A 21,968-nucleotide genomic window follows, 5' to 3' on the forward strand; every position below is an offset into this window, starting at 1 on the left:
AACTGCGAGCGTTATTTCACGATTTTGGTGGTGAACGGTCCGGTCGGTGCGGCCGGCACGTCCTTCACCGGCACGCCGGGATAGTCGACGACACGGTTCGGGGCCGAAGCCGGACGGATGCGAAACCTGGCACGCAAGCCATCGCGCGCGCCGCCGATTATCGTATGCATCGCCTGCCGGTCGAGTTCGACGCTGTCGGCGAGGTCCCTGATCTTGATGACGGCCATGAGTGCTTCCTCCAGAGTGGGGAGTCGCGGTTGAGTATAGACCCGTGCAACGGTCGGAAAACGCCAATGGCGGCAAAAGGCGCATGCCTTCTGCCGCAAGGACGTTCGCGTCTGATAATGCGAAACGCGTGCCAGCCGCCGCGCGCATTTGAAGAAGCGCGGTAACGCGATGATTTGTCTGGGTTTTATCCGATCGCGAGCGCGCGTCGGCGAATCACTGCGCCGTTGTTTCGCCAACACATCGAATCGATGTGTCGGTCTCCGAACGACATGTGCGCGATACCGCTCATGATCGAAAACGCCATTTGCGAAAGCTTCATGCGGAGGCTAGTATCGAACGAGCACCGGGGTTTTGTTACGACAAGTGAGTTGTCGATCGATTTGGAGCCGCGTCGCGTCGCACAGATGACAAGTTTTGCGCAAGCGATTCGTACATATAGGGGCGACGGCGGGTCGCGCGACGAGTTCTTTGCGGGAGTGGACGGCGCATTGGCGACCGAGCAGACTCCGGCCAAGCGACTCATGGAGATCCTCGAAGAGGAGCACGCGGCGCGACCATTGCCGCCAGACATCTATGCGGCCGTGCGCCGCCGCATCGAGCATGGGGCGCGCATGCGTTCCGAAGCCGATTCAGCCACCGGCCCCGTGAACCTCGACGAAACGCGCCTGCAAACCTCGCCGGGCTTCTCGCCGCCGGCTTCGCGCGATCCGAGCAGCGGCACCGGCAGCCAGGCGACGCAGGTGATCGTCGATCACAATCAGAAGATGAAGGGCGTCGGCGACACGCTCAACAGCCGCTTCGTGCTGGAAGAGTGTCTCGGCATCGGCGGCATGGGCACCGTGTACAAGGCGCTCGATCTGCGCAAGCTGGAAGCATCGGACCGGCGTCCGTATGTTGCCATCAAGGTGCTCAATCTTCAGTTCCGCGGCAATCCGAACTCGCTGATCGCGTTGCAGCGCGAGGCGCGCAAGGCGCAGCAGCTCGCGCACCGGAACATCGTCACTGTCTACGATTTCGATCGCGACGGTCAGGTCGTCTATCTGACGATGGAATATTTGTCCGGACAGCCGCTCTCGCGATTGCTTCGGAACCCGAATTTCAAGGGCATGCCGTTCCCGGAAGTCTTCCCGATCTTCAAGGGCATGGCCAACGCGCTCGCCTACGCGCACGAGCGCGGCTTCGTACACTGCGATTTCAAGCCCGCCAACGTGTTTCTGACCGACACGTCGGAAGTGAAGGTGATCGATTTCGGCATTTCGCGCGTGATTCAGCGTCCCGAGGAAGAATCCGAGGCGACCGTGTTCGATCCCGGCAGCCTCGGCGCGATGACGCCCGCCTACGCAAGCCCGGAGATGATGGAGCATCGCGAGCCCGATCCGCGCGACGACATCTACGCGCTCGCCTGCATCACTTATGAACTGCTGACGGGCAAACACCCGTTCGACCGCGTGCCCGCACTGCAGGCGAAAGCCGCGGGCATGAAGCCGCAGCGCCCGGAACATCTCGGCAGCAAGCAGTGGAAAGCGCTGAAGGCGGCGCTCGCGTTCGAGCGCGAGGCGCGCACGCCGGCCGTCGCGCAATTTCTCGACGAGATCAGCGAGGAGAACGCCGCGTCGCCGGCGGGCCGCAAGGCGAAGAAGAGCGCCGGGCCGAAGATCGCGATCGGTGCAGCGGTGATCGCGGCGCTACTGATCGCGGGCGGCGGCTACTACTTCTACGACCAGTCGAAAGGCGGCGAGGAAACCGCGCGCGAGGCGCCGCCCCGGCCGTCTGAAGGAAGCGCCACGGGCGCGGTCACGCCGCATACGCCCGGCGCCCCTGCGGCACCCGTTTCCACGGTGGCCGTTACGCCCGCGGTGCCCGCCACGCCTGTTCCCGAACTCACGACCGCCGCCGTCACGCCCGTGCTCGCGAGCGTGCCGTGCTCGGCGCTCGTCGCGTCGGTGCATGATCAGACCGTCGACGTGCAGGGTTTCGTATCGCAGAAATATGGTCTCGCGCGGCTGAAGGATGCGCTCGGCCGCGTGCCCGGCGTGAAAACGACGAACTTCGGCGTGCAGCAGGTCGCCGATGACAAATGCGATCTGCTCAAGGTGTTCGGCCCGTTCTGGACGGCCAACCGGCAGTCGGGCAGGCCTGCATCGGTGCACACGCGTTCGCGCGCGACGCACCTCACGGACGGCGATCCGCTGATCGTCGATCTGATGACGCCCGCGTTCGAGTCGTACGTCTACGTCGATTACTACATGCTCGACGGCAGCGTGGTGCATCTCGTGCCCAATGCGCGCTCGCGCGACAACCAGGCGCCGGCGAACTACACGGCGACCATCGGGACGATGGGCGATTGGGTCGTCGGCAAGCCGTTCGGCTCGGAGATGATCGTGCTGACGGTCGCGCCCGCGCCGCTCTTCGATGCGCCGCGTCCGGACAGCGAGGCCAAGCCGGAATATCTGCGCGCCGTCGAGAAGCGCCTTGCGGCGCTCGCGGGCAAATACGGCCGCGACCACGTGGCCGTCGATATCTTCCAGATCACCACGCAGGGCAAGAAGTAAGGGCGCTCAAGGCTTGACGCCGCAGGCGAGCACGCATGGCATCGGCACGAGCAACTCGCCATGTTGCGAATAAGCCTTCACGCGCGTTTTCACTTCCTGCTCGATCAACGCGAGCGCGCTTCTCGATTGCGCGCGCAGTAGCGCCGCCATCCGCACGCCGCCATGCATCAGCCCGTCGAGCGGCGTTTCCGGCAATACGAGATGCCAGATCTGCTCGACTTCATCGGCGCGCGCGGCGGCGAAGCCCGCTTCCGTCAGCACGCGCACGCATTCTTCCAGATCGCTGAAGCGGAAGAAGGGCGGCGAGGGCGGCAGACCGACATCGGGCTTGCCGTGCAGCTGGATCGCGTCGAGCACCATGCCGAAGCCGACCGCACGCTCGGGCCGCGCCCACGCGGTGAACGCGATGCGTCCGCCCTGGCGCAGCACGCGCGCCGCTTCTTCGAGCGCCCGTTCCGGATCGGGAAAATGCAGCATGCCGAAACTGATCCCGACGGCATCGAAACTTTCGGCGTCGAAGGGCAAACGATCGGCGCTCGCGATCTGAAACTCGATCTCGGGATGGAGCTGGCGCGCATGCGCGATCATCGACGTGGAGAAATCGACGGCCGTCGCGGTCGCGCCGCGCTCGATCGCCGCCGCGGCGAGATTGCCGGGCCCGGCCGCGACATCGAGCATGCGCGTGCCGGGACCGATGCCGAGCGCATCCAGCAACGCCGGATGCGACTGGACAGTAAGCCTTCCGAAATAATCCTCGTAGAACTGGGCAGCATGCTCCCAGCCGTTCTTCTCGAACGCCGCGAATTCGTCGAATTGCATGACGTACCTCCGCTCGCCGCTTCGCGCGGCTTGGGCCAAAGCCGGAGGCCGGGTCTCGCGAAAGACGCGCGAGACTAGGTCTTGGGCTTCTCGATGGAAGCTTTCAGCTCTCTCAAGGCGTCTTCCATGCGCTTGCTGACGAGCGCATAGGCTTCGGCCTGAGTTTGCTGGGTCGTGCGCGCGATGTCCTGCATGTCGGTGAGAGCGTTGTGCAGCGCGCGTTGCACGACTTCATTGGCGTTGAACGGAGGCTGAGTGGACGTGGTGGCGAATTGTTTGGCGATGGATTCGAGGTCGCTCAAGGTCCGGCGCAGGATTTCGACTTGTTTGTCGCGCAACGCTTCCATGCCGCCGAACGCGACGCGATTGGTCGCCGCGAGCGCTTCGACATCCTTGCGCCGCGATTCCATGATGGACGTGACGTCGAACCCCGGAAGCTGGTACTGCTGGAACATGGCGGCGAACTGGCTGAACGGATCGCTGAAATTTTGATTCATCGTGCCTCCCCAGGGGTTCTTGCGGTCGAATAAGAGCCACTCTTGCGGGCAAAAGGCGAGGAATGGCCCGGGCAGCATGTACCGTCGCGCGCAATCATGCCAACGCGCGGCCGGCACCTGATACTACCAATATAAGCCGTGGAGATGGGGCAAGGGAAAACACCAGAACGCGCGCTCGTTCTGGTTGATGCAGGTCAAGTCGGACTCCGCCACGCGGGCGACCATGAATCATGGCGGCGCACTATCGGCGCGCGTGCGGGAGGGCATCATGATCAGGGGTGAAGGGCGCATCGTCGCGGCCTTGGGCGCCGTGTTCGTCTCGCTGGGCGGCATTCATGCGGCGCTGCGCGGCCTGCTCTTCGACGAGACGGCGGTGATGTACTACGGCGTGCTCGCGATTCTCATCGGGGCTGCGTCGTTCGTCGTGATGCTCACACCACTGCCGAGCGACGAGCCCTGACGATTCCTCGGGGCGATCAACTGTCCGTCTCTCCGGCGAAGACGCTGTGCTCCGCCTTGGTCTGTTCGCGGTCAATGCACTGCACGTGCCAGCGTCCGGTGCTCTTCAGACCCGCCCCGTCCGCATACCAGAGCACGCGTCCCGCGAGACCTTCGCACGGGCCGTCCGGCGCGTCGAAATCGAGGCGTTCCAGCACGCAGATCGGATCTTCGACGTGCTGGCCGCAGATCATCGTTCCGTTCGATCCTGAGCGCAGGCCGCCCCAGTCCGGCACTTCGACGGCCTGGTGGCCCTCGCGCGACCAGCGGCGGGTTTCCTTGTCGAGCCACAGGATGGCGTAGGCCGCCGACTGAGCGTCTTCGAAGCCATCCAGCTTGACTGTGATACGCATGTCATCCTCCATGAAACGATTCGATGGACGAGACGCTCAGCACTTTCGCACCGGCCATGAGCGTTCTCGATGAATGGCGGCTTTCGCCACGCGTATTGTTAAGGCGTTACGGCGCGGCCCGTGAAGACCGCGATCAGAGATTCGAACAGTGTGCGACAGATAAGTTTAATCGCACCATATGTAATGGGTTCCATCGACGACGCGTTGTGAGACTTGCCGCAACGCAACAGCGATGACGTTCGAATCACATAAGCAAGACCGATGCCGAAATGCATCCGCAATACATGTTTGCCTCGTGATTGCATGACTCAAGTTTAGTACGACAATCTGACTGTTCAGCGACAAGCGTCGGAGGCATATCGCCGCACGGACGGGTGGCGCATGTTCGACGGATGCGGCGCATCATCGGGCGATGCCACGTAGCGCGCACGCCCGTCGCGCGTGCACACGTGCACCACCCCGGGCGTCGCCGCCCCACGACGTCGCCAACGCGCGCGATCCCGCCGACAGTCCGCGCCGCACTGCAACATCGAACCGGAGAGACATCTCGATGCGCGCAATGGTCTTCGACGGCACTACGCCCCGGCTGCAGCCACACGACTTGCCCGATCCGCTGCCGCGCGCGGGCGAACTGCTCATCGACGTGCATTCGTGCGGCGTGTGCCGTACCGATCTCCATGTCGTCGACGGCGAGCTGGCGCATCCGAAACGGCCGGTGATTCCGGGGCACGAGATCGTCGGAACCGTCGCGCAGCTCGGCGCGGGCGTGACGGACTTCGCGCCCGGCGATCGCGTGGGCGTGCCTTGGCTCGGGCATACATGCGGACACTGCCGCTTCTGCGCGGCGGGCCGTGAGAATCTCTGCGATACGCCCGGCTTCACGGGCTACACGATCGATGGCGGCTACGCGGAGCGCGTGGTCGCGGATGCGCGCTACTGCCTGCATCTGCCGCCGCGTTATTCGGACGTGGAAGCGGCGCCGCTGCTCTGCGCGGGACTCATCGGCTATCGCACGCTCGCGATGGCGGGCGATGCGAAGCGCATCGGCATTTATGGCTTCGGCGCGGCGGCGCATATCGTTGCGCAGGTGGCGCGGCATCAGGGGCGCGCGGTCTATGCGTTCACGCGTCCCGGCGATATCGCCGCGCAGCGTTTCGCGCTCGGACTGAAGGCGCACTGGGCCGGCGGCAGCGACGAGACGCCGCCCGACGCACTCGATGCCGCGCTCATCTTCGCGCCGGCGGGCGCGCTCGTGCCCGCGGCGCTGAAGGCGGTCGCGAAGGGCGGCGTGGTGGTGTGCGGCGGCATCCACATGAGCGATATTCCTTCGTTTCCCTATGATCTGCTTTGGGGCGAGCGGCGCGTCGTATCGGTTGCGAATCTCACGCGAGAGGACGGACGCGCGTTCATGCGTATCGCCGGGCAGTTTCATCTGGATCTGCATACGACGCCGTATCCGCTCGACGAAGCGAATCGCGCGCTCGCCGATCTGCGTGAAGGCAGGCTCACGGGCGCGGCGGTACTGACGATCCGTGCATGCGCGCAGAACGTTCGTCAGTGATGCGCGAGCATCGTCCGATCGACGATACGCACCTGCCGCCCGTTGAGCCCGATCGCGCCTTCACGCTGCAACTTCGAAAGCATGCGGCTCACGGTTTCCAGTTCGAGCCCGAGATAGCTGCCGATATCCGCGCGCGTCATCGGCAGCGACAATTCCGCTGCGTGTTCGCCGGAAGGCGCCGCGCTCGCGTCGAGTCGTTCCGAGAGATCGAGCAGGAAAGCGGCCACGCGCTCGCGGGCGGGCATGGTTCCGAGCATCAGCGCGAGACGCGACGCGCGCACGATCTCCGCGCTCATGATCGCGAGAAGCGCGTGCTGCATCGCCGCATATTCGCGGCACAACGGCTCCAGTATGCCGACGGGCATGATCCGCACGATGCTCGGCTCGAGTGCGACGGCGTCGCTTTCGTGGCGGCCCGTGCACACGCCGTCGAGACCGAGCGTTTCGTTCGCGAAGTGAAAACCGGTGACCTGCGTGTGCAGGGCGGTGTCGTCGTCCGAACCGGGGTAGGTCGAGACGGTTTTGAAGCAGCCGCTTTGCACCGTGTAGAGACTGCGCAGCGGCTCACCCGCGCAATAGAGCGCGTCGCCGCGCTCGACGGTGCGGGTCGGAAACGGGATGGCGTCGGCGTCCGAGAGGCGCACGTGCAGACTGGGCGCGACGCCGTGCGCTGTCCGTTTAAGCGATGCTCCCGGGTCAATCGACGGTTCCATGACGGTTTCCTCCTACAGACCAGTATGGTTCACGGATGGAGGAAAGGAAAATTCGTCGCGTGTGCGCTTCGACGCGATGCCGCTAGCGCGTCGCGTCGCCCGAAAGCGGCAGCACGATACAGCATTGCGCGCCGCCGCCTTCGCGCGCGCGCAACGCCAGCGTGCCGCCATGCAGCCGCGCGATGCGCTCGACGATCGCGAGTCCCAGCCCCGTGCCCTTCGGCTGGCCTTCGCCGCCGCCGCGTTTGAACGGCTGCTTGAGCGCTTCCGGGTCCTGATCGCCGAGTCCCTTGCCGCGATCCGCGATCACCACGCACGCCGCGTTTGCCTGCCGGTCGGTCCAGGTGCGGACTTCCAGGCCGACGACGCCGTACAGCACCGCGTTCTGCATCAGGTTCATCAGCAAACGCATCATGCTGATCGGCCGAAACGCAAAGGGCTCGATGTCGGCGAGATCGAGCGCGAACTCGTGTCCGAGCCCGGCGAAATCGGCGGCGAGGTTCGCGATCAGCGCGTTGAGATCGCCGACGACGGGCGTCTCCTTCGCGCCGCTGCCCGCGTAATCCATGAACTGCTGAAGAATCGTGTCAATGGTGTCGAGATACCCTTCCGCCGATGCCGCGAAGGCCGCGTCCGTCGACGGCACCGACGACATCGCCATGGCGAGGCGCAGCTTGGTCATCGGCGTGCGGATGTCGTGCGAGATGCCCGCGAGCATCAGCGCGCGCGTGGCGTCGGCTTCCTTCAGCGCGGCCGTCATGCGGTTGAAGGCGCCGCTGACCTGCGCGATTTCGGTCGGGCCGTCGGTCGGCAGGACGCCGGGTTCGCCGCCCGCCGACAGTTGCCGCGCGGCATCGGCGAGATGCGCGAGCGGGCGATTCAGATGCCGCTGGATCAGATAGGCCGTCGCAAACGCGAGCGCGCCGAGTCCGAGCGAAAGCAGGAGCGCGGTCGTCAGGCCGTCGTCGTGGGCGGCTTCCGGCACGGGCAGCGCGAGCCAGCGCGGCTCGCCCGACGGATGCACGCGGATCCACAATCGCTGCTGACCGTCGTCGGTGCTGTCGACGCCTTGCCAGCGCACCAGCATGTCCGCGGGAAGATGCCGCCGCAGGCTTTCGACGAAGGTCTGCCGCTGATAGGTTTGATAGAAGCGCAGGCGCGACGCGGGCGCGGTGTCGCGCGCGCCGGCTGGCAATTCCGCGCGAAGGTCGAGACGCGCGGCGTCGGGCGGCGGCGTCTTCAGAAGGGTGTCGAGCGTGACGATATAGCTCGCGAACGTGGCTGCCGCGCGCTCGATGCGCGGCGTCTGGATGAAATGCAGCAGCACGGCGAACGCGCACACCTGACTCACCGCGACCAGCGCGACGAGCAGCAGGATGTTGCGCGCGAAGAGCGAGCGCGGCACGAGCGTCACGATTCCAGCTCGGCGAGCAGCATGTAGCCGACGCCCCAGACGGTTTTGATGAAGCGCGGCTTGCCCGGGTCTTCCTCGATGATCTGGCGCAAGCGCAACACTTGCACGTCGATGCTGCGGTCGAGCGCGTCGTGCTCGCGGCCGCGCGTGCGGGCGATGAGATTGTCGCGGCTCACCGCGCGATTCGGCGACGAGCCGAGCGCATTGAGCAACTGCATCTGCGCGGAGTGGATGTCGAACGGCTCGCCGTTGCGATAGAGCTTCTGCTTGCCGAGATCGAGGCGGAAATCGCCGAAGCGGATGATCTGCTGAGTGAGCGTCGGGTCCCCGGCCGCGATCTTCTGACGGCGCAGCAGCGCGCGCACGCGAGCGACGAGTTCCTGCGGCAGAAAGGGCTTGGCGAGGTAGTCGTCGGCGCCGGTTTCCAGACCGACCACCTTGTCGACCGGATCGCCTTTCGCGGTCAGCATCAGGATGGGCAGCGTCTGGCCTTCGGCGCGCAGGCGCCTGCAAACCGAAAGGCCGTCCTCGGGCTCCATCATCCAGTCGAGCACGAGCAGGTCGTACGGCTCGCGCTGCAGGTAACGGTCGAGCCGCTTGCCGTTCTCGACGACGCGCACGTCGAAACCCTGAGAACTCAGGAAGCGCTGCAGCATGTTGCGCAGCTCGGCTTCGTCGTCGAGCACGATGATCTTCGGCAGGGTTTCCATGGATGCTCCGGATCAGCGTTGCGTGGCGTGCTCGCGCATGAAGGCTTCGATCTGCGGCAGGGTCACGTAGCCGTTTTTGTGCGTGTCGATTTCGTCGAAGTGTTTCGCCACCATCGGCATGCCGGTGGATGCCTGCTCGCGGGTGAGCTTGCCGTCATGCGTGGTGTTGGCGGCCGAGAAGCGGGTCTGCAACTGGCCGAGCGCGCGTTCGACGCGCGGGCTCGCGCCCATCGGCTGCGTGGCGGTCTGGGCGAACGCCACGCCCGAAGTGGCGCACGCCGCGCATGCGGCGAGGATGACGAGGATCTTTCGCATGGCGGTCTCCTGGTTCGGATGCGATTTGAACGTGAACGGTGATGCCATTCTATTGAGCCGCGCGGCGAACGCAATCTCGCCAACGCTTCGATTCGTGTCGCCGTATTTCATGCGCGATGCCCGGCGCATTCGCCGACATTCCGTGACACAAGTTATGCCTCGTGCTGTACGCGGCGCTTCGCTATCGTTCTCATCGCCGGCTGCCGCTTGTTCGCGCTGCCGAATTCAATGTCTTGCGATGCATGAGGACTCGATCATGAACTTCCGTTTGTTAAGCGTTTCCGCCGTTGCCGCCATCAGCCTGACCTGCACGGAGACCGCGTCGGCTGGAACGAGCGTGCAGGTTTCCTACGTGGCGCCTGCCGTCGTCTATGCGCCGCCGCCGCGTCCCGTGTACTACTACGCGCCGCCGCCGACGCCGATCTATTACTCCATGCCCGTACGCACGGTGGTCGTCGCGGCGGTCGCGCCGCCCGTGGCGGTCATGGTGCCACCGCCTCCGATGCCGAGACCGACCGTGGTCGTGTCGCCATATGCGGTCGCGCCGGCCGTCAGGGTGACCTATGCGCAACCGGTGCTGGCGGCGCCCATCGTCGTGGTGCGTTGAGAGCATAGTGCATTCCGGACGCATCGAATGCGTACTGCATGACGCAGCGATGCAATGCGCGGCCGCCTTCTATACTGGATGAACCGTATCGGCCGCGCGTGCGTGCCGCTGCGGCGGCGAGCCCGGCGCCGCGCGCCGGTTCATGGCGTTCCAACAGGAGGATCGAGCCATGCTATTCATCGTCAACTGGACTGCGCAGCCCGATGTCGAACGGCAGGCGGCCGAGCGATTTCTGCAAACCCGGGGCGCGCCGCCCGACGGCATCCATCTGCTGGGCCGCTGGCATGCGATCGGCTCGATCTGGGGCATCGCCGTGTGCGAATGCGACAGCCTCGAGCCGCTCGCGCGCTGGGCGCACGAGTGGGCCGACTTGTTCATGTTCGACATCAAGCCCGCGATCACCGACGAACAGGTCGGAAAAATGCTGGCTGAATACGCGGAGCGCCAGTAGCCGGAGAAGCGCCGATTCGTCGTACCAACACGATTAGGGTTTGTGTGGCTTGCAGCGGGCCGGACAATGTCTCATCATGACAAACGTACTAGTTAGTTCAAATTTGAGCGCCATTCCCGATCCTCACAGTGTTTCCGGACGGATGGCGCCGTCAAGGAGCGAAGCGTGACCCAATCCCCTACGAAAGAACCCTGCGTCATAGCTGTTGCGATCACCGGATCGGTGCCGAAGAAGAAGGACAATCCCGCTGTGCCGATCACGATCGCGGAGCAGATCGAGAGCACGCACGAGGCGTACGAAGCGGGCGCGACGCTTGTGCATCTGCACGTGCGCGACGAAGATGAACGCTCGAGTTCGGATCGACATCGCTTCGCGGAATTGCAGGAGGGCATCCGCAAGCATTGCCCGGACATCATCATCCAGTTCTCGACGGGCGGGCGCGGGCGCTCGTTCGAGCAGCGCGGCGCGATGCTCGACCTGAAGCCCGACATGGCGTCGCTCGCGACGGGATCGGTCAATTTTCCGACGATCGTGTACGAGAATCCGCCCGACTTCGTGCGCTCGCTCGCGCAGATGATGCTCGATCACAATGTGAAGCCCGAGATCGAGATCTTCGATCTGGCGATGCTTTACAGCACCGTCGATCTGGTGGGCCAGGGCTTGCTGAAGTCGCCCGTGCACGTGCAGTTCGTGCTCGGCGTGAAGAATGCGCTGCCGGCGCGACGCGAGATTCTCGAGTTCGAGGTCGAGCAGTTGAAGAAGCATCTGCCGGATGCGACTTGGACTGCGGCGGGTATCGGACGGCATCAGCTGGAGGTGAATCACTGGACGTTGCAACTGGGCGGGCATTGTCGTACGGGACTTGAAGACAATGTGCGATGGGATAAAGACACGCTCGCGAAGAGTAATGCGCAGTTGGTGAGTCGGGTGGCGGCTTTGTGTGCGGAGTATGGAAGGCCGGTCGCGACGGCGCAGGAGGCGAGGAAGTTGTTGTCGATTTGAGGGTTGTGGGTTGTGGGTTGTGGTTGTGGAGCGCGCCGATGGGAAACCGCGGCGCGCTTTTTCGTTTGTATTGCGATGCTTCGCTTGTGAGACCGCATCCGCGGTTTCGCCACTCGGCAGCGAATTAATGACTTTTGGCATTCGTTGTTTGGATGCGCAACATAAATAAGATAATTGCTGATCAATCCCGCGCTGTTCTCTCCGATAAGAAGCGTCATGCGGCAAAGGATTGATGAGCGTCCTTGGCAATAATTCTTATAGTTAGCAATGCGATTTAATTGCCAATCGGATTGATATATGGAGATTCGCCTGGTGATCGTCAGGTTTCGCTGCGAGCAGGCAGGATGGATGCAAGCACCTCGACTTCCATAAACACGACGAACAAGATCGTGAACATGGCTCCGGGATTTGGTGAATTCCGGTAGCCTGGACGCAATCAATGGCTCGCGGCTTTACGATACGGCGGCGATTCTGGGTGGAGGCGCAGCACCGAACTCAGATGGAACCATCGCTCCCGCGACCTGTACCATCAACGGAGTGCAGGTCAATACCGTCGAGGGCGCGTTCGTCGAAACTGATGCCGCGATCGGTTCGCTGTCGACATCGACTTCGACAAGCCTGAGCACCGTGACTTCGGGCGTGAACTCGCTCTCGACGGGTTTGAGCAGAGTGACGTCGAGCATCGATTTGCTGTCGACGTCCTCCTCGACGTTTTGGAGCACGGTGACGTCGAGCGTTGATTCGCTGTCGGCAGCTGCCTCGACGGGCTTGAGTACCGTGACGTCGACTGTTGATTCGCTGTCGACGCACTCGGTGGCGCTGGGCGCGATTCGATCGCGGATCGGGCGAATACGGTGTCGGTCGGTTCGGCAGGCAACGAGCGTCAGATCACCAACGTCGCCAACGGCACGCAGGACACCGACGCAGTTAATGTTAGTCAGTCGAATCTGTCGGCCGCGCAGTCGCAAAGCTATACCGATTCGCGCATCGCGGGCGTGCAAGGCCAGATCAACAACGTAGCGAGCACGGCCTACGGCGGTATCGCGGCCGCAATGGCCGCTGCGGGGTTGCCGACCGCTCCGGGAAGACCATGGTGTCCGTCGCCGGTGCGCGGTACGCAAGCGCCTTTGGTGTAGCCATCGGTGTCTCGCACGTTACGCAGGACGAGCGGTGGGTCGTGAAGGCGTCAGGCAACACCAGCAGTTCCGGTAATGTCGGGTTCACCATCGGCGCGGGTCATCAGTGGTAAGCGCCTGACGTAGTATCTGGGCGATCGAAATCGGTCGACGCGATCACGGCGTCGACCGATTTTTTTAGGCGCGCGTTCACTAGATCCGCTCATCCTCCTCCAAAAAATCTGCCTTACAATCGTTCTCTACCCTGACAAGCACGTCGCGCGCGAACATGAACGAGCGTAAGTCATCCGGACTCGCTGACCGGATCTACAACGACATCCTCAACAGCATCATGGAAGGCGAGTTCAAGGAGGGCGACCGACTCCTTACCGAACACGCGCTCGCCGAACGCTTCGCGACCTCACGTCCGACCGTGCGCGAGGCACTCGCGCGCTTGCGCGCCGACGGCATCATCGTGACGCGGCGCGGTTCGGGAACGACCATCGGACGCCGCCCCGATCCGGACGTGCGCCGTTTCGCGCCGCTCGAAACGCTGTCGGACATTCGCCGTTGCTACGAATTTCGCATCGTGACGGAATCCGGCGCAGCGGAACTCGCCGCCATCAAGGCCGATGACGACGATATCCGCGCGATTCAGGACGCCTGGCATCGCCTCGAACGCGTCGTCGAATCGCAGCAGGGCATCGGCGCAAAAGATGACTACGCGTTTCATCTCGCGATCGCGCGGGCGTCGAAGAATCAGTTCTTCATCACGGTGCTGTCGTTCATCGAGGAACAGATCGCATTCAGCATGAACCTGTCGCGCAATCTGTCGTTCGTGAAGACGCTCGAAAGGCAACGCCTCGTACAGCGCGAACATCTCGATGTGATCGAAGCTATCCGCGCACACGATCCCGTCCGCGCCGGACGGGCGATGCGAGCGCATCTGGAAAACGCGGTGGACCGCATGTTCGGTAGCTAAACCGACCAGTACGACAGTTGTCACACAACCTCGACGGAAGCACGCCAAAACTGTCGAATCGTCGCAAAGTTGTTTGACAACTTTGCGGAGACTTGCTTTTCCATGCGATGAAGCGCTGCGCAAGCAGTCAAGGAAACTCGCGGGAAATCTATAGGAAACACTGGTTAAAACCAGGTAAAACCGCAAGGTAACAGACCCTCGGGGTATCTCCCGAGGCAAGCTTGCAAAGCGCTGTCGCCAGAGGAAAAAGTGCCTTGAACGGCTTCGGTAACAGCATGCGCCGCGACCAATTTGCTTGACATCCTATAACCTCGTTAGCTATTTTTCAGCATCCAGTCGCAACGAGGGCGCACGCGCACAAAGACAGGCGAGAATCAGAATCAGCAGAAACAGGCCGGCGATCGACACAATCGACAGTATCGACGATGCGACCGGACCTCTTCCCGACCCGTGGTTGCGAGAGAAGTGAGGAGACAAAATGGCTTTCAAGGCAGGACTGTCAGTGAAACTGGCGGCGGTTTGCGTCGCTGTCAGCGCGGTATTCGGCATCAGTGCGGCACACGCGGCCGATCCCGTATCGATCAACATCGTCGACGTCGCAGGCAATCTGCAACTGACGCAAAAGGGCTTCGAGGCGTTCAAGGCCAAGTATCCCGATCTCGTTTCCAGCATCACCTTCACGAACGCGCCCGCGCCGCAACTGCCGGGCAAGATCAAGGCGATGCAGGCGGCGGGCCGCTCGGACATCGACCTCGTCGTGACCGGCACCGATGCGCTCGCGGCCGGCATCCAGCAAGGCCTGTGGGAAAAGCTGCTGCCCGAGAACGCAAAGGCCTTCCCCGGCGTGCTCGACAAATACGCGCCCGGCCCGCGCAAGATGCAGGACATCGCGCAAGGCTACGGTCTCGAAGTGACGTACATGCCCGCGGGTCCGCTGCTCGAATACAACCCGGCCAAGGTCACCGATGTCCCTAAGACGCCGGATCAACTGCTCGCGTGGTGCAAGGCGCATCCGAACAAGCTGATCTACGCGCGTCCGGCCAACTCTGGCCCCGGCCGCACGTTCCTGATGGGCCTGCCGTACGTGCTCGGCGACAAGGACCCGATGGACCCGATCAACGGCTGGGACAAGACCTGGGCGTTCCTCAAGCAGCTCAACGACTGCATCCCTTACTACCCGGGCGGCACCTCCGCCGTGATGAAGGAACTGGGTGAGGGCACGCGCGACATGACCGTCACGGTGACGGGCTGGGACATCAACCCGCGCGCGCTGGGCATCGTGCCGGCGGAATTCAAGGTCGCCGCGTTCGACAACATGACGTGGGTCAACGACGCGCACTACATGGTGATTCCGAAGGGCGTGCCGAAGGAAAAGCTCGACGTGCTCTACAAGCTGATGAACTTCATGCTCGAGCCGGCGCAGCAGGCGCTGACCTATGACGATGGTTACTTCTATCCGGGCCCTGCGGTGAAGGACGTGCCGCTCTCGATGGCGCCCGCGAAGAGCCAGGAAGTCATCCAGAAGTTCGGCCGGCCCGAATACGCGAAGCTGCTCGCCGATCGTCCGCACGTGCTGCCGCTCAATGCACAGGCGATGGTCGCCGCGTTCCAGAAGTGGGACCGCGAAATCGGCGCGGCCAAGACCAAGTAAGGCGACAGATCTCTGTCATCAGACGGCGACGTTCCCTGCGAGGGACGTCGCCGCTTGCATAAGATAAGCGCAGGAAATCGTCATGAAGCACACTTTTGAACAGTTGCGCCTCGACTCGGTCTCGCGCAGCTTCACCAACGCCGAAGGGCAGCAGCTCGCGGCGTTGAAGGGACTCGATCTGAATATTCAGCGCGGCGAGTTCATCGCGCTGCTCGGGCCGTCGGGCTGCGGCAAGTCGACCGCGCTGAACTGCATCGCCGGATTGCAGCCCCTGACGGGCGGCGGCATCTGGCTCGACGACAAGCGCATCGACGTGCTGCCGCCCGAAAAGCGCGGCTTCGGCATGGTCTTTCAGAACTACGCGCTGTTTCCGCACATGTCGGTGCTGGACAACGTCGGCTTCGGTCTGAAGATGCGCGGCACGCCGAAAGCCGAAGCGATGAAGCGCGCGAAGGCCGCCTTGCAACTCGTCCAGTTGATCGGCCACGACGCCAAGCTTCCGGGCCAGCTTTCGGGCGGCCAGCAGCAGCGTGTCGCCATTGCGCGCGCGATCGTCATCGAGCCGCCGCTCGTTCTGATGGACGAGCCGCTTTCGAACCTCGACACCAAGCTGCGCATCGAGATGCGCGCCGAAATCCGCCGCATCCACGGCAAGCTGGAGCGCGCGACCATCTATGTCACGCACGATCAGGACGAAGCGCTGTCAATGGCCGATCGCATCGTCGTGATGAGGGAGGGCGTCGTGCAACAGGTGGCGGCGCCGAAGGAAGTCTATTCGCGGCCGAAGAACCTGCACGTCGCGCGATTCATGGGCTTTCGCAACGTCGTGCAGGCGACCCTCGAAGGTACGCAGGGTGAAGCCGTCGCGGTGAATGCCAATGGCGTGCGCCTCGTCGGCACGCCGATGGAAGGCTTCGACAGCAAGAATGTCAGCGTCGCGCTGCGTCCGGAAGACATGGAACGCGCGTCGCCCGGCGCGGAGAATGCGTTCGACGCGCATGTCGAAGTCGTGGAGTACGGCGGCCGCGATTCGCTCATCATCGTCAACACGGCGTTCGGCAAACTGTGGGCGCGCATCGCGGGCGAATGCAGCGAGGGCGAGCGCATCACGCTGCGCGTCGCGCCTTCGAAGACGCTGGTCTACGGAGAAGACAAATGATCGCGCTTCCCGCGCAGCGCGATCCGAAGGGCTGGCTCGTCGCTCCTGCGCTCATCTTCATTCTCGCGCTGTTCATCTATCCGTTCGCGTACGGGCTGATGCTGTCGTTCAATCCGATGAACGGCGGCGGCATCTGGGCGAACTACATCACGTTCTTCACCGACTCGTCGATGTGGCCGACGATCATCGTCACGCTGAAGCTCGCCGTGCCCGCGACCGTCATCAACGTGGGCGTGTCGGTGCCGGTCGCGTTCGCGCTGCGCCGCACGTCGCCGTGGCAGAAGTTCGTGACGACGCTGCTCGTCGTGCCGGTCACGCTCGGCACCGTGCTGATCGCCGACGGCATGCTCACGTACTTCAGCCCGAACGGCTGGTTTCCGCAGGCATTGCAGGCGCTGCATCTCTACGGCGATGAAGTGCGCCTCACGCACAACTACTGGGGCGTGCTGATTTCGCTGATCGTGTCGGGCTTTCCGTTCGCATTCTTGCTGACGCTGTCGTACGTCACCGGCATCGATCCGACGCTCGCGCGCGCCGCCGCGACGCTCGGCGCGAGCCCGTGGCAGCAGTTCCGCCAGATTTATCTGCCGCTGCTGTTGCCCGGTCTCACGATGACCGCGTGCCTATCGTTCGTGCAGGCGTTCTCGGTGTTTCCGTCGGCGGTGCTGCTCGGCGCGCCGGCCGGTCCGACGCGTGTGATTTCGATCGCCGCATCGGAAGCCGCGTTCGAGAGCTACGACTACGCGCTTGCATCGACCATTGCGATCGTGATGGGCTTCGTGCAGTTGCTGGTGGTGGGCGGGATGCTCGGCGCGCGCCGTTTCTTCTACACGGGTCCGGTGACGGGAGGCAAGGGATAATGACGACCGATAACCGCGCGGCGTCCGGCTGGCAGGCCGGCACGCTCAATCAACGCACCGGCAAACAGATGAAACAGCAAGCGAGCTTGCGCGACAGACTGTGGAAGTTTTTCGTCTGGACGACGATGGGCTTCTTTCTCGTCAACGTATTGCTGCTGATCGCGACCGTCGCCGTGAACTCGGTGGCGACGCGCTGGTTCGGCACGCTCTTGCCGCAAGGCTTCACGCTGCACTGGTATGCGCAGGCGTGGAGCGATTTCCAGCTCTCCAGCGTGCTGCTCGTGACGCTCGAAGTGGTGGGCGCGGTAGTGCTGCTGTCCATCGTGCTCGGCGTGCCGGCGGCGTATGCGCTCGCCCGCGTGCAGTTTCCCGGCAAGCGTTTCGCGATGCTCGTGTTCCTGCTGCCGCTGATGGTGCCGCCCGTGACCTACGGCATCCCGATGGCGACGGTCATGTACAAGTTCCACCTCGCGGGCACGCTGACCGGCGTGATTCTCGCGAATCTGGTGCCTGCGCTGCCGTTCGTCATTCTCGTGATGACGCCGTTTATCGAGCAGATCGATCCGAATCTGGAATCGGCCGCACGCATTTTTGGGGCGAACACGTTCCGCTATTTCCGCTACGTGCTGCTGCCGCTGCTCGTGCCGGGGATGCTCGCGGCGGGCCTGCTCGTGCTGGTGCGAACCATCGGCATGTTCGAGCTGACGTTCTTCACCGCCGGGCCGACGACCCAGACGCTCGTCGTCGCGCTGTACTACGCGGTGTTCTCCACAGGGGTGCGCGCGCCGCAATCCATCGACGCGATGGCGATGATCTACATGGCCATCACGATGATCTGGGTGCTGATCGCGCTGCAGTTCGTCAGCCCGACGCAGCTCGTGTCGCGCGTGAAGGAACAGAAGCAGTGACGTTTGCCCGCGCGGCCGCGCGCGGGCGCTTTTCATACCGAAGTCGTGTCGTGACCAAATTTCGTGAAGTCGTAGAACTGGACGCCGGGCCGCGCCTGAGCATTTCGAGCGGGCCGCATCTCGTCGAGATCGCACCGGCGGCGGGCGGGCGCATCACGCGCTTTGCCACCGAGGGCGAGCGCGGATGGCACGAATGGCTCGCGCCCGTGAGCGCGTCGAGCTGGCCGTGCGATGCGTGGCCCAAGGGCGGCAGCTATCCGCTGGTGCCGTTTTCCAATCGCGTGCGCGATGCGCGCTTTCCCGCACCGGACGGCGCGATCGTCGAGCTCGCGACGTTTCCCGGCATGGCGCACGCGCTGCACGGCTTCGGCCAGTTTGCGGCGTGGAGCGTCGAATTGCAGGAGGCGGATTGCGTCGTGCTGCGGTATCTGCACGGCGAGGGCGAGCACGGCTGGCCATGGGCGTTCGAGGCCGTGCAACTGATCGAGGCGAACACGGATGGCGTGCGGCTGTCGATGCGCGTCGCGAACCGCTCGTCACGCCCGATGCCGGTCGGCCTCGGCTTTCATCCCTATTTCGGCGCGCAGGAAGCCGAATTGCACACGACGACGCACTGGCGTCACGAAGCGGAAATCGCGATCGAGCCGACTGTCGAGCGGCCGGTGTATCGGCATGTGCGGGAAGAGGAGGGTTACACGCGCTATCTGAGCGGCTGGGACCGCCGCGCGACGTTGCATTACGCCGACGGCCGCACGCTCGAACTGCACGCCGACGGCGCACTGAGCCACGTCGTCGTGCATTGTCCGGCCGGAGCGGCGTATTTGTGCGTCGAGCCGGTTTCGCACGTGAGCGACGGCTTCAATCTCGCAGCACGCGGGCTGGCCGGCACGGGTGTCGCCGTCATCGAGCCAGGTAGTGAAATACAGGTGTCGCTCGCGATGGCAGCCGGCGCGAACCCGGCCCCGCGCGACGGCGACGCCGCCTGACGCGCGCTTCCACGCAGGCGCGTTCGCGGGCCGCGGGAAGCCGCGATGCGTTCGCCGGCAACACACCTCCGACGAGGCAAGTATCCGTGTTCATGGCGGCATCTCCCGGTTCGTGTATCAGCGCGTGAGCGGCATGGAAAAAAACGACTCGACCAGATCGACGATGCGCCAGGTCGCGCAAGGCCGGCGGCAATGGGCGTCGAAGCCGGCTTCCTTCAGCGTCTGCACCGGATCGGCGGGCCAGACGTTGCTCATCGCGACGAGCAGCCGCCCGGTGACGTCGGCGTCCATGCGCAGCGTGCGCAGAAAGACGTAGCCGGATTCGTTGTCGAGGCTCGTATCGAGTAAAAGCGCGTGCGGCTGCCAGCTATGCACCAGCGCGCGCACGGATCTCAGTTCCTGCGAATGGATGACCTGCAAGCCTTTGAGCCGGAGTTGCACGGCGAGCGAATCGCCGATCGACTTGTCCTTGTGCGCGATCAGCACACGGCGCGATGCGTCCCCGGCGCGTGCCCGCTTGATGCGCCACAAGGCGAATTCGCTTTCGTTGTCGGCCAGACGGCTTGACATCTCATCCTCCGTGCTCGTATTGGGTTACGTGGTTGATTCGACTGCGACCAGTTTCGACCGAATGTGCTTATCGCTGAACCCGGCACGGGAGGGGGCTACGGAGGATTTTGGGAGACTGCCGAATGTATCCCTGCGAAAGGGGGGTAGTAGTCGGGCAAGGCGCGCGTAATATCGGAACCGTTCTCGGAGCGTCGCAATGGAAAATGGCTATTTCAAAACCGTGTTGCTAGTAGAGGACGAAGGGCTCACCAGGAGCGCCATGAAAAGCCTCATCCTGGCGAACGAGCCTTTGCTCGAAATCGACGAAGCCGATGGATTCGAGCAGGCGAAAGCGAAGCTTTCCGCCAATACCTACGATCTGATGTTTCTCGACTACCACTTGCGCGGCCAGGCCACCGGCATGGACCTGCTCAACTGGATCCGCGAGGAAGAACGCGAGATCCAGACGATCATGCTGTCCGCGCAGGACGACCGCGATACGGTGCTCGACTGCATCAAGAACGGCGCGTGCGGGTTCATCTCCAAGGGCAGCGAGCAGGGCGCGGGCGTGTTTCGGGAGGCGCTGAAGACGATCCTCAACGGGCGCGTCTACCTGCCGAACACCGTGCTGGGCAAGGGCGGTCATAGCCCGAAGCCGGTTTCGCCGCACGCGGGCGTGACGGTCGAATCGCTCGATCTGCCGCCACGGCTCACCGAAACGCTGCGTTACTTGTTGCAGGGACTCTCGAACAAGGCGATCGCGCGCAAGATGAATATCAGCGAAAACACCGCCAAGGAATATTCGAGCGATCTGCTGGCGCGCTTTCACGTCACACGCCGAACGTTCCTGATCGTCGAAATGGCGCGGCGCGGGATCGAAATGCCGATGAGCAATACCTCGTCGGCGTCCTGAGCAGCCGTTCCACTCTCTTTTTTCGACGCGGGCGCAACCGGAAGGGCGCCCGCGTCGTCGCGTGCGCGCGACCTTTTTCTTATCGTTCCGAGGAATACGCTGCGGGATGGTAAGGTATAGCCCGGACTATATTCGAGATGGGGTCAGCGTAGGTGATTCGCAGGATGACGTTCATGAAAATGCAAGGCGCCGGCACGGCATTCACGGTGACAGCGGCGTTGCTTCTCGGCGCGTGCGCGCCGCTTCCGCAGCAGAACGGCACGGATGCCGCCGCCGGGGCGTCGGCCGCGTCGGCCCCGCAGGTGGCGCAGGCCGCGCCCAAACCGCCCGTGCCGCCCGCGCAGCAAGGTGAGCGGCGCATCATGGTCGGCACCGCGAATGGCTACCATCTGATGGTCAAGACGACGCCGCCGTCGCAAGTCTGCGACAGCGACGCCTTCGCCGATGGCGTGCGCTACGGTTACGCGCTGACCTGGAATCGTCTCGTCGGCGAAGAAGTGCGCAATGGCGGCAAGCCGAAGCGCAAGTTCGATGCATCCACGGTCCATTCCCAAGACGATCAGTACAAGATCCAGTGGGACGGCAAGGAACGCGTGAATGCGTGCGCGTCGGACGGCTATCTCATCGGGCGCGTCATCGGGACGCATCTGGCCGGCGCCGACATGAAAAACGGCAAGCCTTCCTAGTCGCAGGCGTGGGTCGCGGTGACATAGCGGTTCGCGACCGCGACATCGCCGTAAATCGTGTAGCCCGTCCCGCTCGCGGATGCCTGCGCGATCACCAAAACCACCGATTGACTCGTATATCCGCCGCTCGGCACGGAAACGGCCTGCGTATCGGTACTCGGCGAGTATTCGCGCACGCGCCCGGCGATCGGGGTCCATTTTTCCTTCACGCACCGCACGAAATCGTACGGCTTGAACTGCGACGTGCCCGACCCGACGGGCACGGTCCTGAGCAGCGCGTCGTCCGTCGCGGCGCAGGCGCTCAAAAGGCATGCGCCGATGGCAGCGAACAAGATTGCGTTGTTTTTTCTCATGGTTCCTATCCTTTTTTTGCAGTATCCGCTTAAGCTTGCGCCCTGTGTCCTCGTCGACGCCACAGATCGTCGATCGTAACCCTTCC

General features: G+C 63.6%; 27 protein-coding genes. 16 read left to right on the forward strand and 11 right to left on the reverse strand.

The genetic code is table 11. The features are described from left to right. Positions 1–11 precede the first annotated feature (11 nt). Positions 12–227, reverse strand: a complete 216-nt coding sequence (locus tag BTHE68_RS16465) for a hypothetical protein (protein ID WP_162067385.1) — start codon at positions 225–227, stop codon at positions 12–14. Between the two features lie 405 nt (positions 228–632). On the opposite strand from BTHE68_RS16465, the gene BTHE68_RS16470 reads away from it, so the two are divergent. After that, on the forward strand, positions 633–2,780 hold the full coding sequence (locus tag BTHE68_RS16470) for a serine/threonine-protein kinase (RefSeq protein WP_162067386.1): 2,148 nt from the start codon (positions 633–635) through the stop codon (positions 2,778–2,780). Positions 2,781–2,786: 6 nt separating this feature from the next. Here BTHE68_RS16470 and BTHE68_RS16475 read toward each other — a convergent pair whose 3' ends face one another. Continuing rightward, on the reverse strand, positions 2,787–3,599 hold the full coding sequence (locus tag BTHE68_RS16475) for a class I SAM-dependent methyltransferase (RefSeq protein WP_162067387.1): 813 nt from the start codon (positions 3,597–3,599) through the stop codon (positions 2,787–2,789). Between the two features lie 74 nt (positions 3,600–3,673). After that, positions 3,674–4,174 carry a phasin family protein gene (locus tag BTHE68_RS16480; RefSeq protein ID WP_232078007.1) on the reverse strand — a complete coding sequence of 167 codons (501 nt, stop codon included), beginning with the start codon at positions 4,172–4,174 and terminating at the stop codon, positions 3,674–3,676. A gap of 190 nt (positions 4,175–4,364) precedes the next feature. Here BTHE68_RS16480 and BTHE68_RS16485 point away from each other — a divergent pair, with 190 nt between their 5' ends. Continuing rightward, the gene (locus BTHE68_RS16485) at positions 4,365–4,556 is read left to right on the forward strand and encodes a DUF2964 family protein (protein ID WP_061174955.1); all 192 of its coding nucleotides are present in this window, start codon (positions 4,365–4,367) and stop codon (positions 4,554–4,556) included. Positions 4,557–4,572: 16 nt separating this feature from the next. Here BTHE68_RS16485 and BTHE68_RS16490 read toward each other — a convergent pair whose 3' ends face one another. Further along, positions 4,573–4,947, reverse strand: coding sequence for a DUF3564 family protein (locus BTHE68_RS16490; protein ID WP_225936323.1), 375 nt, complete (start codon positions 4,945–4,947; stop codon positions 4,573–4,575). 550 nt (positions 4,948–5,497) lie between these two features. Between BTHE68_RS16490 and BTHE68_RS16495 the strand changes: the two genes are divergently transcribed. Beyond that, positions 5,498–6,508, forward strand: a complete 1,011-nt coding sequence (locus BTHE68_RS16495) for a zinc-dependent alcohol dehydrogenase family protein (protein ID WP_162067389.1) — start codon at positions 5,498–5,500, stop codon at positions 6,506–6,508. Here the strand turns inward: BTHE68_RS16495 and BTHE68_RS16500 are convergent. The 4 genes from BTHE68_RS16500 to BTHE68_RS16515 all read right to left on the reverse strand — a co-directional run bounded on the left by BTHE68_RS16500 (position 6,502) and on the right by BTHE68_RS16515 (position 9,660). Then, entirely contained in the window at positions 6,502–7,221 is a 720-nt protein-coding gene (locus BTHE68_RS16500) for a Crp/Fnr family transcriptional regulator (protein ID WP_162067390.1), read from the reverse strand. The genes BTHE68_RS16495 and BTHE68_RS16500 overlap by 7 nt on opposite strands. 82 nt (positions 7,222–7,303) lie before the next feature. Further along, a complete protein-coding gene (locus tag BTHE68_RS16505) occupies positions 7,304–8,635 on the reverse strand; it encodes an ATP-binding protein (protein WP_162067391.1) in 1,332 nt (443 codons plus the stop codon). Beyond that, positions 8,632–9,345 carry a response regulator gene (locus BTHE68_RS16510; protein ID WP_162067392.1) on the reverse strand — a complete coding sequence of 238 codons (714 nt, stop codon included), beginning with the start codon at positions 9,343–9,345 and terminating at the stop codon, positions 8,632–8,634. The genes BTHE68_RS16505 and BTHE68_RS16510 overlap by 4 nt, the downstream gene beginning before the upstream one ends. Positions 9,346–9,357: 12 nt before the next feature. After that, complete coding sequence (locus tag BTHE68_RS16515) at positions 9,358–9,660, reverse strand: EF-hand domain-containing protein (RefSeq protein ID WP_162067393.1); 303 nt, start codon at positions 9,658–9,660, stop codon at positions 9,358–9,360. A 256-nt stretch (positions 9,661–9,916) separates the two neighbouring features. Here BTHE68_RS16515 and BTHE68_RS16520 point away from each other — a divergent pair, with 256 nt between their 5' ends. The 3 genes from BTHE68_RS16520 to BTHE68_RS16530 all read left to right on the forward strand — a co-directional run bounded on the left by BTHE68_RS16520 (position 9,917) and on the right by BTHE68_RS16530 (position 11,720). Further along, positions 9,917–10,267 (forward strand): hypothetical protein, encoded by a 351-nt coding sequence (locus tag BTHE68_RS16520; RefSeq protein WP_232078008.1) that lies wholly within the window; start codon positions 9,917–9,919, stop codon positions 10,265–10,267. Between the two features lie 169 nt (positions 10,268–10,436). Beyond that, positions 10,437–10,718 carry a DUF3303 domain-containing protein gene (locus BTHE68_RS16525; RefSeq protein ID WP_162067395.1) on the forward strand — a complete coding sequence of 94 codons (282 nt, stop codon included), beginning with the start codon at positions 10,437–10,439 and terminating at the stop codon, positions 10,716–10,718. Positions 10,719–10,883: 165 nt separating this feature from the next. Continuing rightward, on the forward strand, positions 10,884–11,720 hold the full coding sequence (locus BTHE68_RS16530) for a 3-oxoadipate:acetyl-CoA acetyltransferase (RefSeq protein WP_162067396.1): 837 nt from the start codon (positions 10,884–10,886) through the stop codon (positions 11,718–11,720). A gap of 452 nt (positions 11,721–12,172) precedes the next feature. Here the strand turns inward: BTHE68_RS16530 and BTHE68_RS36845 are convergent, their stop codons facing one another. Beyond that, on the reverse strand, positions 12,173–12,721 hold the full coding sequence (locus tag BTHE68_RS36845; RefSeq protein WP_232078009.1) for a hypothetical protein: 549 nt from the start codon (positions 12,719–12,721) through the stop codon (positions 12,173–12,175). On the opposite strand from BTHE68_RS36845, the gene BTHE68_RS37245 reads away from it, so the two are divergent. The 8 genes from BTHE68_RS37245 to BTHE68_RS16570 all read left to right on the forward strand — a co-directional run bounded on the left by BTHE68_RS37245 (position 12,608) and on the right by BTHE68_RS16570 (position 19,381). After that, entirely contained in the window at positions 12,608–12,856 is a 249-nt protein-coding gene (locus BTHE68_RS37245) for a hypothetical protein (RefSeq protein WP_353622657.1), read from the forward strand. The genes BTHE68_RS36845 and BTHE68_RS37245 overlap by 114 nt on opposite strands. Beyond that, on the forward strand, positions 12,811–12,969 hold the full coding sequence (locus BTHE68_RS37250; protein WP_162067397.1) for a YadA C-terminal domain-containing protein: 159 nt from the start codon (positions 12,811–12,813) through the stop codon (positions 12,967–12,969). Before BTHE68_RS37245 ends, BTHE68_RS37250 begins: the two co-directional genes overlap by 46 nt. Before the next feature lie 155 nt (positions 12,970–13,124). After that, positions 13,125–13,817, forward strand: a complete 693-nt coding sequence (locus BTHE68_RS16545) for a FadR/GntR family transcriptional regulator (protein ID WP_162067398.1) — start codon at positions 13,125–13,127, stop codon at positions 13,815–13,817. A 478-nt stretch (positions 13,818–14,295) separates the two neighbouring features. Further along, complete coding sequence (locus BTHE68_RS16550; protein ID WP_162067399.1) at positions 14,296–15,468, forward strand: ABC transporter substrate-binding protein; 1,173 nt, start codon at positions 14,296–14,298, stop codon at positions 15,466–15,468. A gap of 82 nt (positions 15,469–15,550) precedes the next feature. Beyond that, complete coding sequence (locus tag BTHE68_RS16555; protein ID WP_162067400.1) at positions 15,551–16,627, forward strand: ABC transporter ATP-binding protein; 1,077 nt, start codon at positions 15,551–15,553, stop codon at positions 16,625–16,627. Then, the gene (locus tag BTHE68_RS16560; protein WP_162067401.1) at positions 16,624–17,487 is read left to right on the forward strand and encodes an ABC transporter permease; all 864 of its coding nucleotides are present in this window, start codon (positions 16,624–16,626) and stop codon (positions 17,485–17,487) included. The genes BTHE68_RS16555 and BTHE68_RS16560 overlap by 4 nt, the downstream gene beginning before the upstream one ends. Continuing rightward, entirely contained in the window at positions 17,487–18,395 is a 909-nt protein-coding gene (locus tag BTHE68_RS16565; RefSeq protein ID WP_162067402.1) for an ABC transporter permease, read from the forward strand. The genes BTHE68_RS16560 and BTHE68_RS16565 overlap by 1 nt, the downstream gene beginning before the upstream one ends. Before the next feature lie 50 nt (positions 18,396–18,445). Further along, entirely contained in the window at positions 18,446–19,381 is a 936-nt protein-coding gene (locus tag BTHE68_RS16570) for an aldose epimerase family protein (RefSeq protein ID WP_162067403.1), read from the forward strand. A 117-nt stretch (positions 19,382–19,498) separates the two neighbouring features. Here BTHE68_RS16570 and BTHE68_RS16575 read toward each other — a convergent pair whose 3' ends face one another. Beyond that, positions 19,499–19,951 (reverse strand): response regulator, encoded by a 453-nt coding sequence (locus BTHE68_RS16575; protein ID WP_061174736.1) that lies wholly within the window; start codon positions 19,949–19,951, stop codon positions 19,499–19,501. A 196-nt stretch (positions 19,952–20,147) separates the two neighbouring features. On the opposite strand from BTHE68_RS16575, the gene BTHE68_RS16580 reads away from it, so the two are divergent. Together BTHE68_RS16580 and BTHE68_RS16585 are read left to right on the forward strand one after the other, a co-directional pair. Then, positions 20,148–20,843, forward strand: coding sequence for a response regulator transcription factor (locus BTHE68_RS16580; RefSeq protein ID WP_061174737.1), 696 nt, complete (start codon positions 20,148–20,150; stop codon positions 20,841–20,843). A 173-nt stretch (positions 20,844–21,016) separates the two neighbouring features. Continuing rightward, entirely contained in the window at positions 21,017–21,529 is a 513-nt protein-coding gene (locus tag BTHE68_RS16585) for a hypothetical protein (RefSeq protein WP_232078011.1), read from the forward strand. On the opposite strand, the gene BTHE68_RS16590 is transcribed toward BTHE68_RS16585, so the two are convergent. Continuing rightward, positions 21,526–21,882 (reverse strand): hypothetical protein, encoded by a 357-nt coding sequence (locus BTHE68_RS16590; protein ID WP_162067405.1) that lies wholly within the window; start codon positions 21,880–21,882, stop codon positions 21,526–21,528. The genes BTHE68_RS16585 and BTHE68_RS16590 overlap by 4 nt on opposite strands. Between the last annotated feature and the right edge of the window lie 86 nt (positions 21,883–21,968).

The organism is Burkholderia sp. THE68 (genome assembly GCF_009938265.1).
In the GTDB taxonomy this organism is placed as follows: Bacteria; Pseudomonadota; Gammaproteobacteria; order Burkholderiales; family Burkholderiaceae; genus Caballeronia.

Coding starts and splice junctions, on each gene's coding strand:
- BTHE68_RS16475 (WP_162067387.1), bottom strand. CDS start 3,599: ATGCAATTCGACGAATTCGCGGCGTTCGAGAAGAACGGCTGGGAGCAT.
- BTHE68_RS16545 (WP_162067398.1), top strand. CDS start 13,125: ATGAACGAGCGTAAGTCATCCGGACTCGCTGACCGGATCTACAACGAC.
- BTHE68_RS16575 (WP_061174736.1), bottom strand. CDS start 19,951: ATGTCAAGCCGTCTGGCCGACAACGAAAGCGAATTCGCCTTGTGGCGC.
- BTHE68_RS16510 (WP_162067392.1), bottom strand. CDS start 9,345: ATGGAAACCCTGCCGAAGATCATCGTGCTCGACGACGAAGCCGAGCTG.
- BTHE68_RS16520 (WP_232078008.1), top strand. CDS start 9,917: ATGAACTTCCGTTTGTTAAGCGTTTCCGCCGTTGCCGCCATCAGCCTG.
- BTHE68_RS16480 (WP_232078007.1), bottom strand. CDS start 4,174: ATGCTGCCCGGGCCATTCCTCGCCTTTTGCCCGCAAGAGTGGCTCTTA.
- BTHE68_RS16550 (WP_162067399.1), top strand. CDS start 14,296: ATGGCTTTCAAGGCAGGACTGTCAGTGAAACTGGCGGCGGTTTGCGTC.
- BTHE68_RS16560 (WP_162067401.1), top strand. CDS start 16,624: ATGATCGCGCTTCCCGCGCAGCGCGATCCGAAGGGCTGGCTCGTCGCT.
- BTHE68_RS16590 (WP_162067405.1), bottom strand. CDS start 21,882: ATGAGAAAAAACAACGCAATCTTGTTCGCTGCCATCGGCGCATGCCTT.
- BTHE68_RS16485 (WP_061174955.1), top strand. CDS start 4,365: ATGATCAGGGGTGAAGGGCGCATCGTCGCGGCCTTGGGCGCCGTGTTC.
- BTHE68_RS16555 (WP_162067400.1), top strand. CDS start 15,551: ATGAAGCACACTTTTGAACAGTTGCGCCTCGACTCGGTCTCGCGCAGC.
- BTHE68_RS16495 (WP_162067389.1), top strand. CDS start 5,498: ATGCGCGCAATGGTCTTCGACGGCACTACGCCCCGGCTGCAGCCACAC.
- BTHE68_RS16525 (WP_162067395.1), top strand. CDS start 10,437: ATGCTATTCATCGTCAACTGGACTGCGCAGCCCGATGTCGAACGGCAG.
- BTHE68_RS16580 (WP_061174737.1), top strand. CDS start 20,148: ATGGAAAATGGCTATTTCAAAACCGTGTTGCTAGTAGAGGACGAAGGG.
- BTHE68_RS16470 (WP_162067386.1), top strand. CDS start 633: ATGACAAGTTTTGCGCAAGCGATTCGTACATATAGGGGCGACGGCGGG.
- BTHE68_RS16515 (WP_162067393.1), bottom strand. CDS start 9,660: ATGCGAAAGATCCTCGTCATCCTCGCCGCATGCGCGGCGTGCGCCACT.
- BTHE68_RS16585 (WP_232078011.1), top strand. CDS start 21,017: ATGAAAATGCAAGGCGCCGGCACGGCATTCACGGTGACAGCGGCGTTG.
- BTHE68_RS16465 (WP_162067385.1), bottom strand. CDS start 227: ATGGCCGTCATCAAGATCAGGGACCTCGCCGACAGCGTCGAACTCGAC.
- BTHE68_RS16490 (WP_225936323.1), bottom strand. CDS start 4,947: ATGCGTATCACAGTCAAGCTGGATGGCTTCGAAGACGCTCAGTCGGCG.
- BTHE68_RS16565 (WP_162067402.1), top strand. CDS start 17,487: ATGACGACCGATAACCGCGCGGCGTCCGGCTGGCAGGCCGGCACGCTC.
- BTHE68_RS37250 (WP_162067397.1), top strand. CDS start 12,811: ATGGTGTCCGTCGCCGGTGCGCGGTACGCAAGCGCCTTTGGTGTAGCC.
- BTHE68_RS16500 (WP_162067390.1), bottom strand. CDS start 7,221: ATGGAACCGTCGATTGACCCGGGAGCATCGCTTAAACGGACAGCGCAC.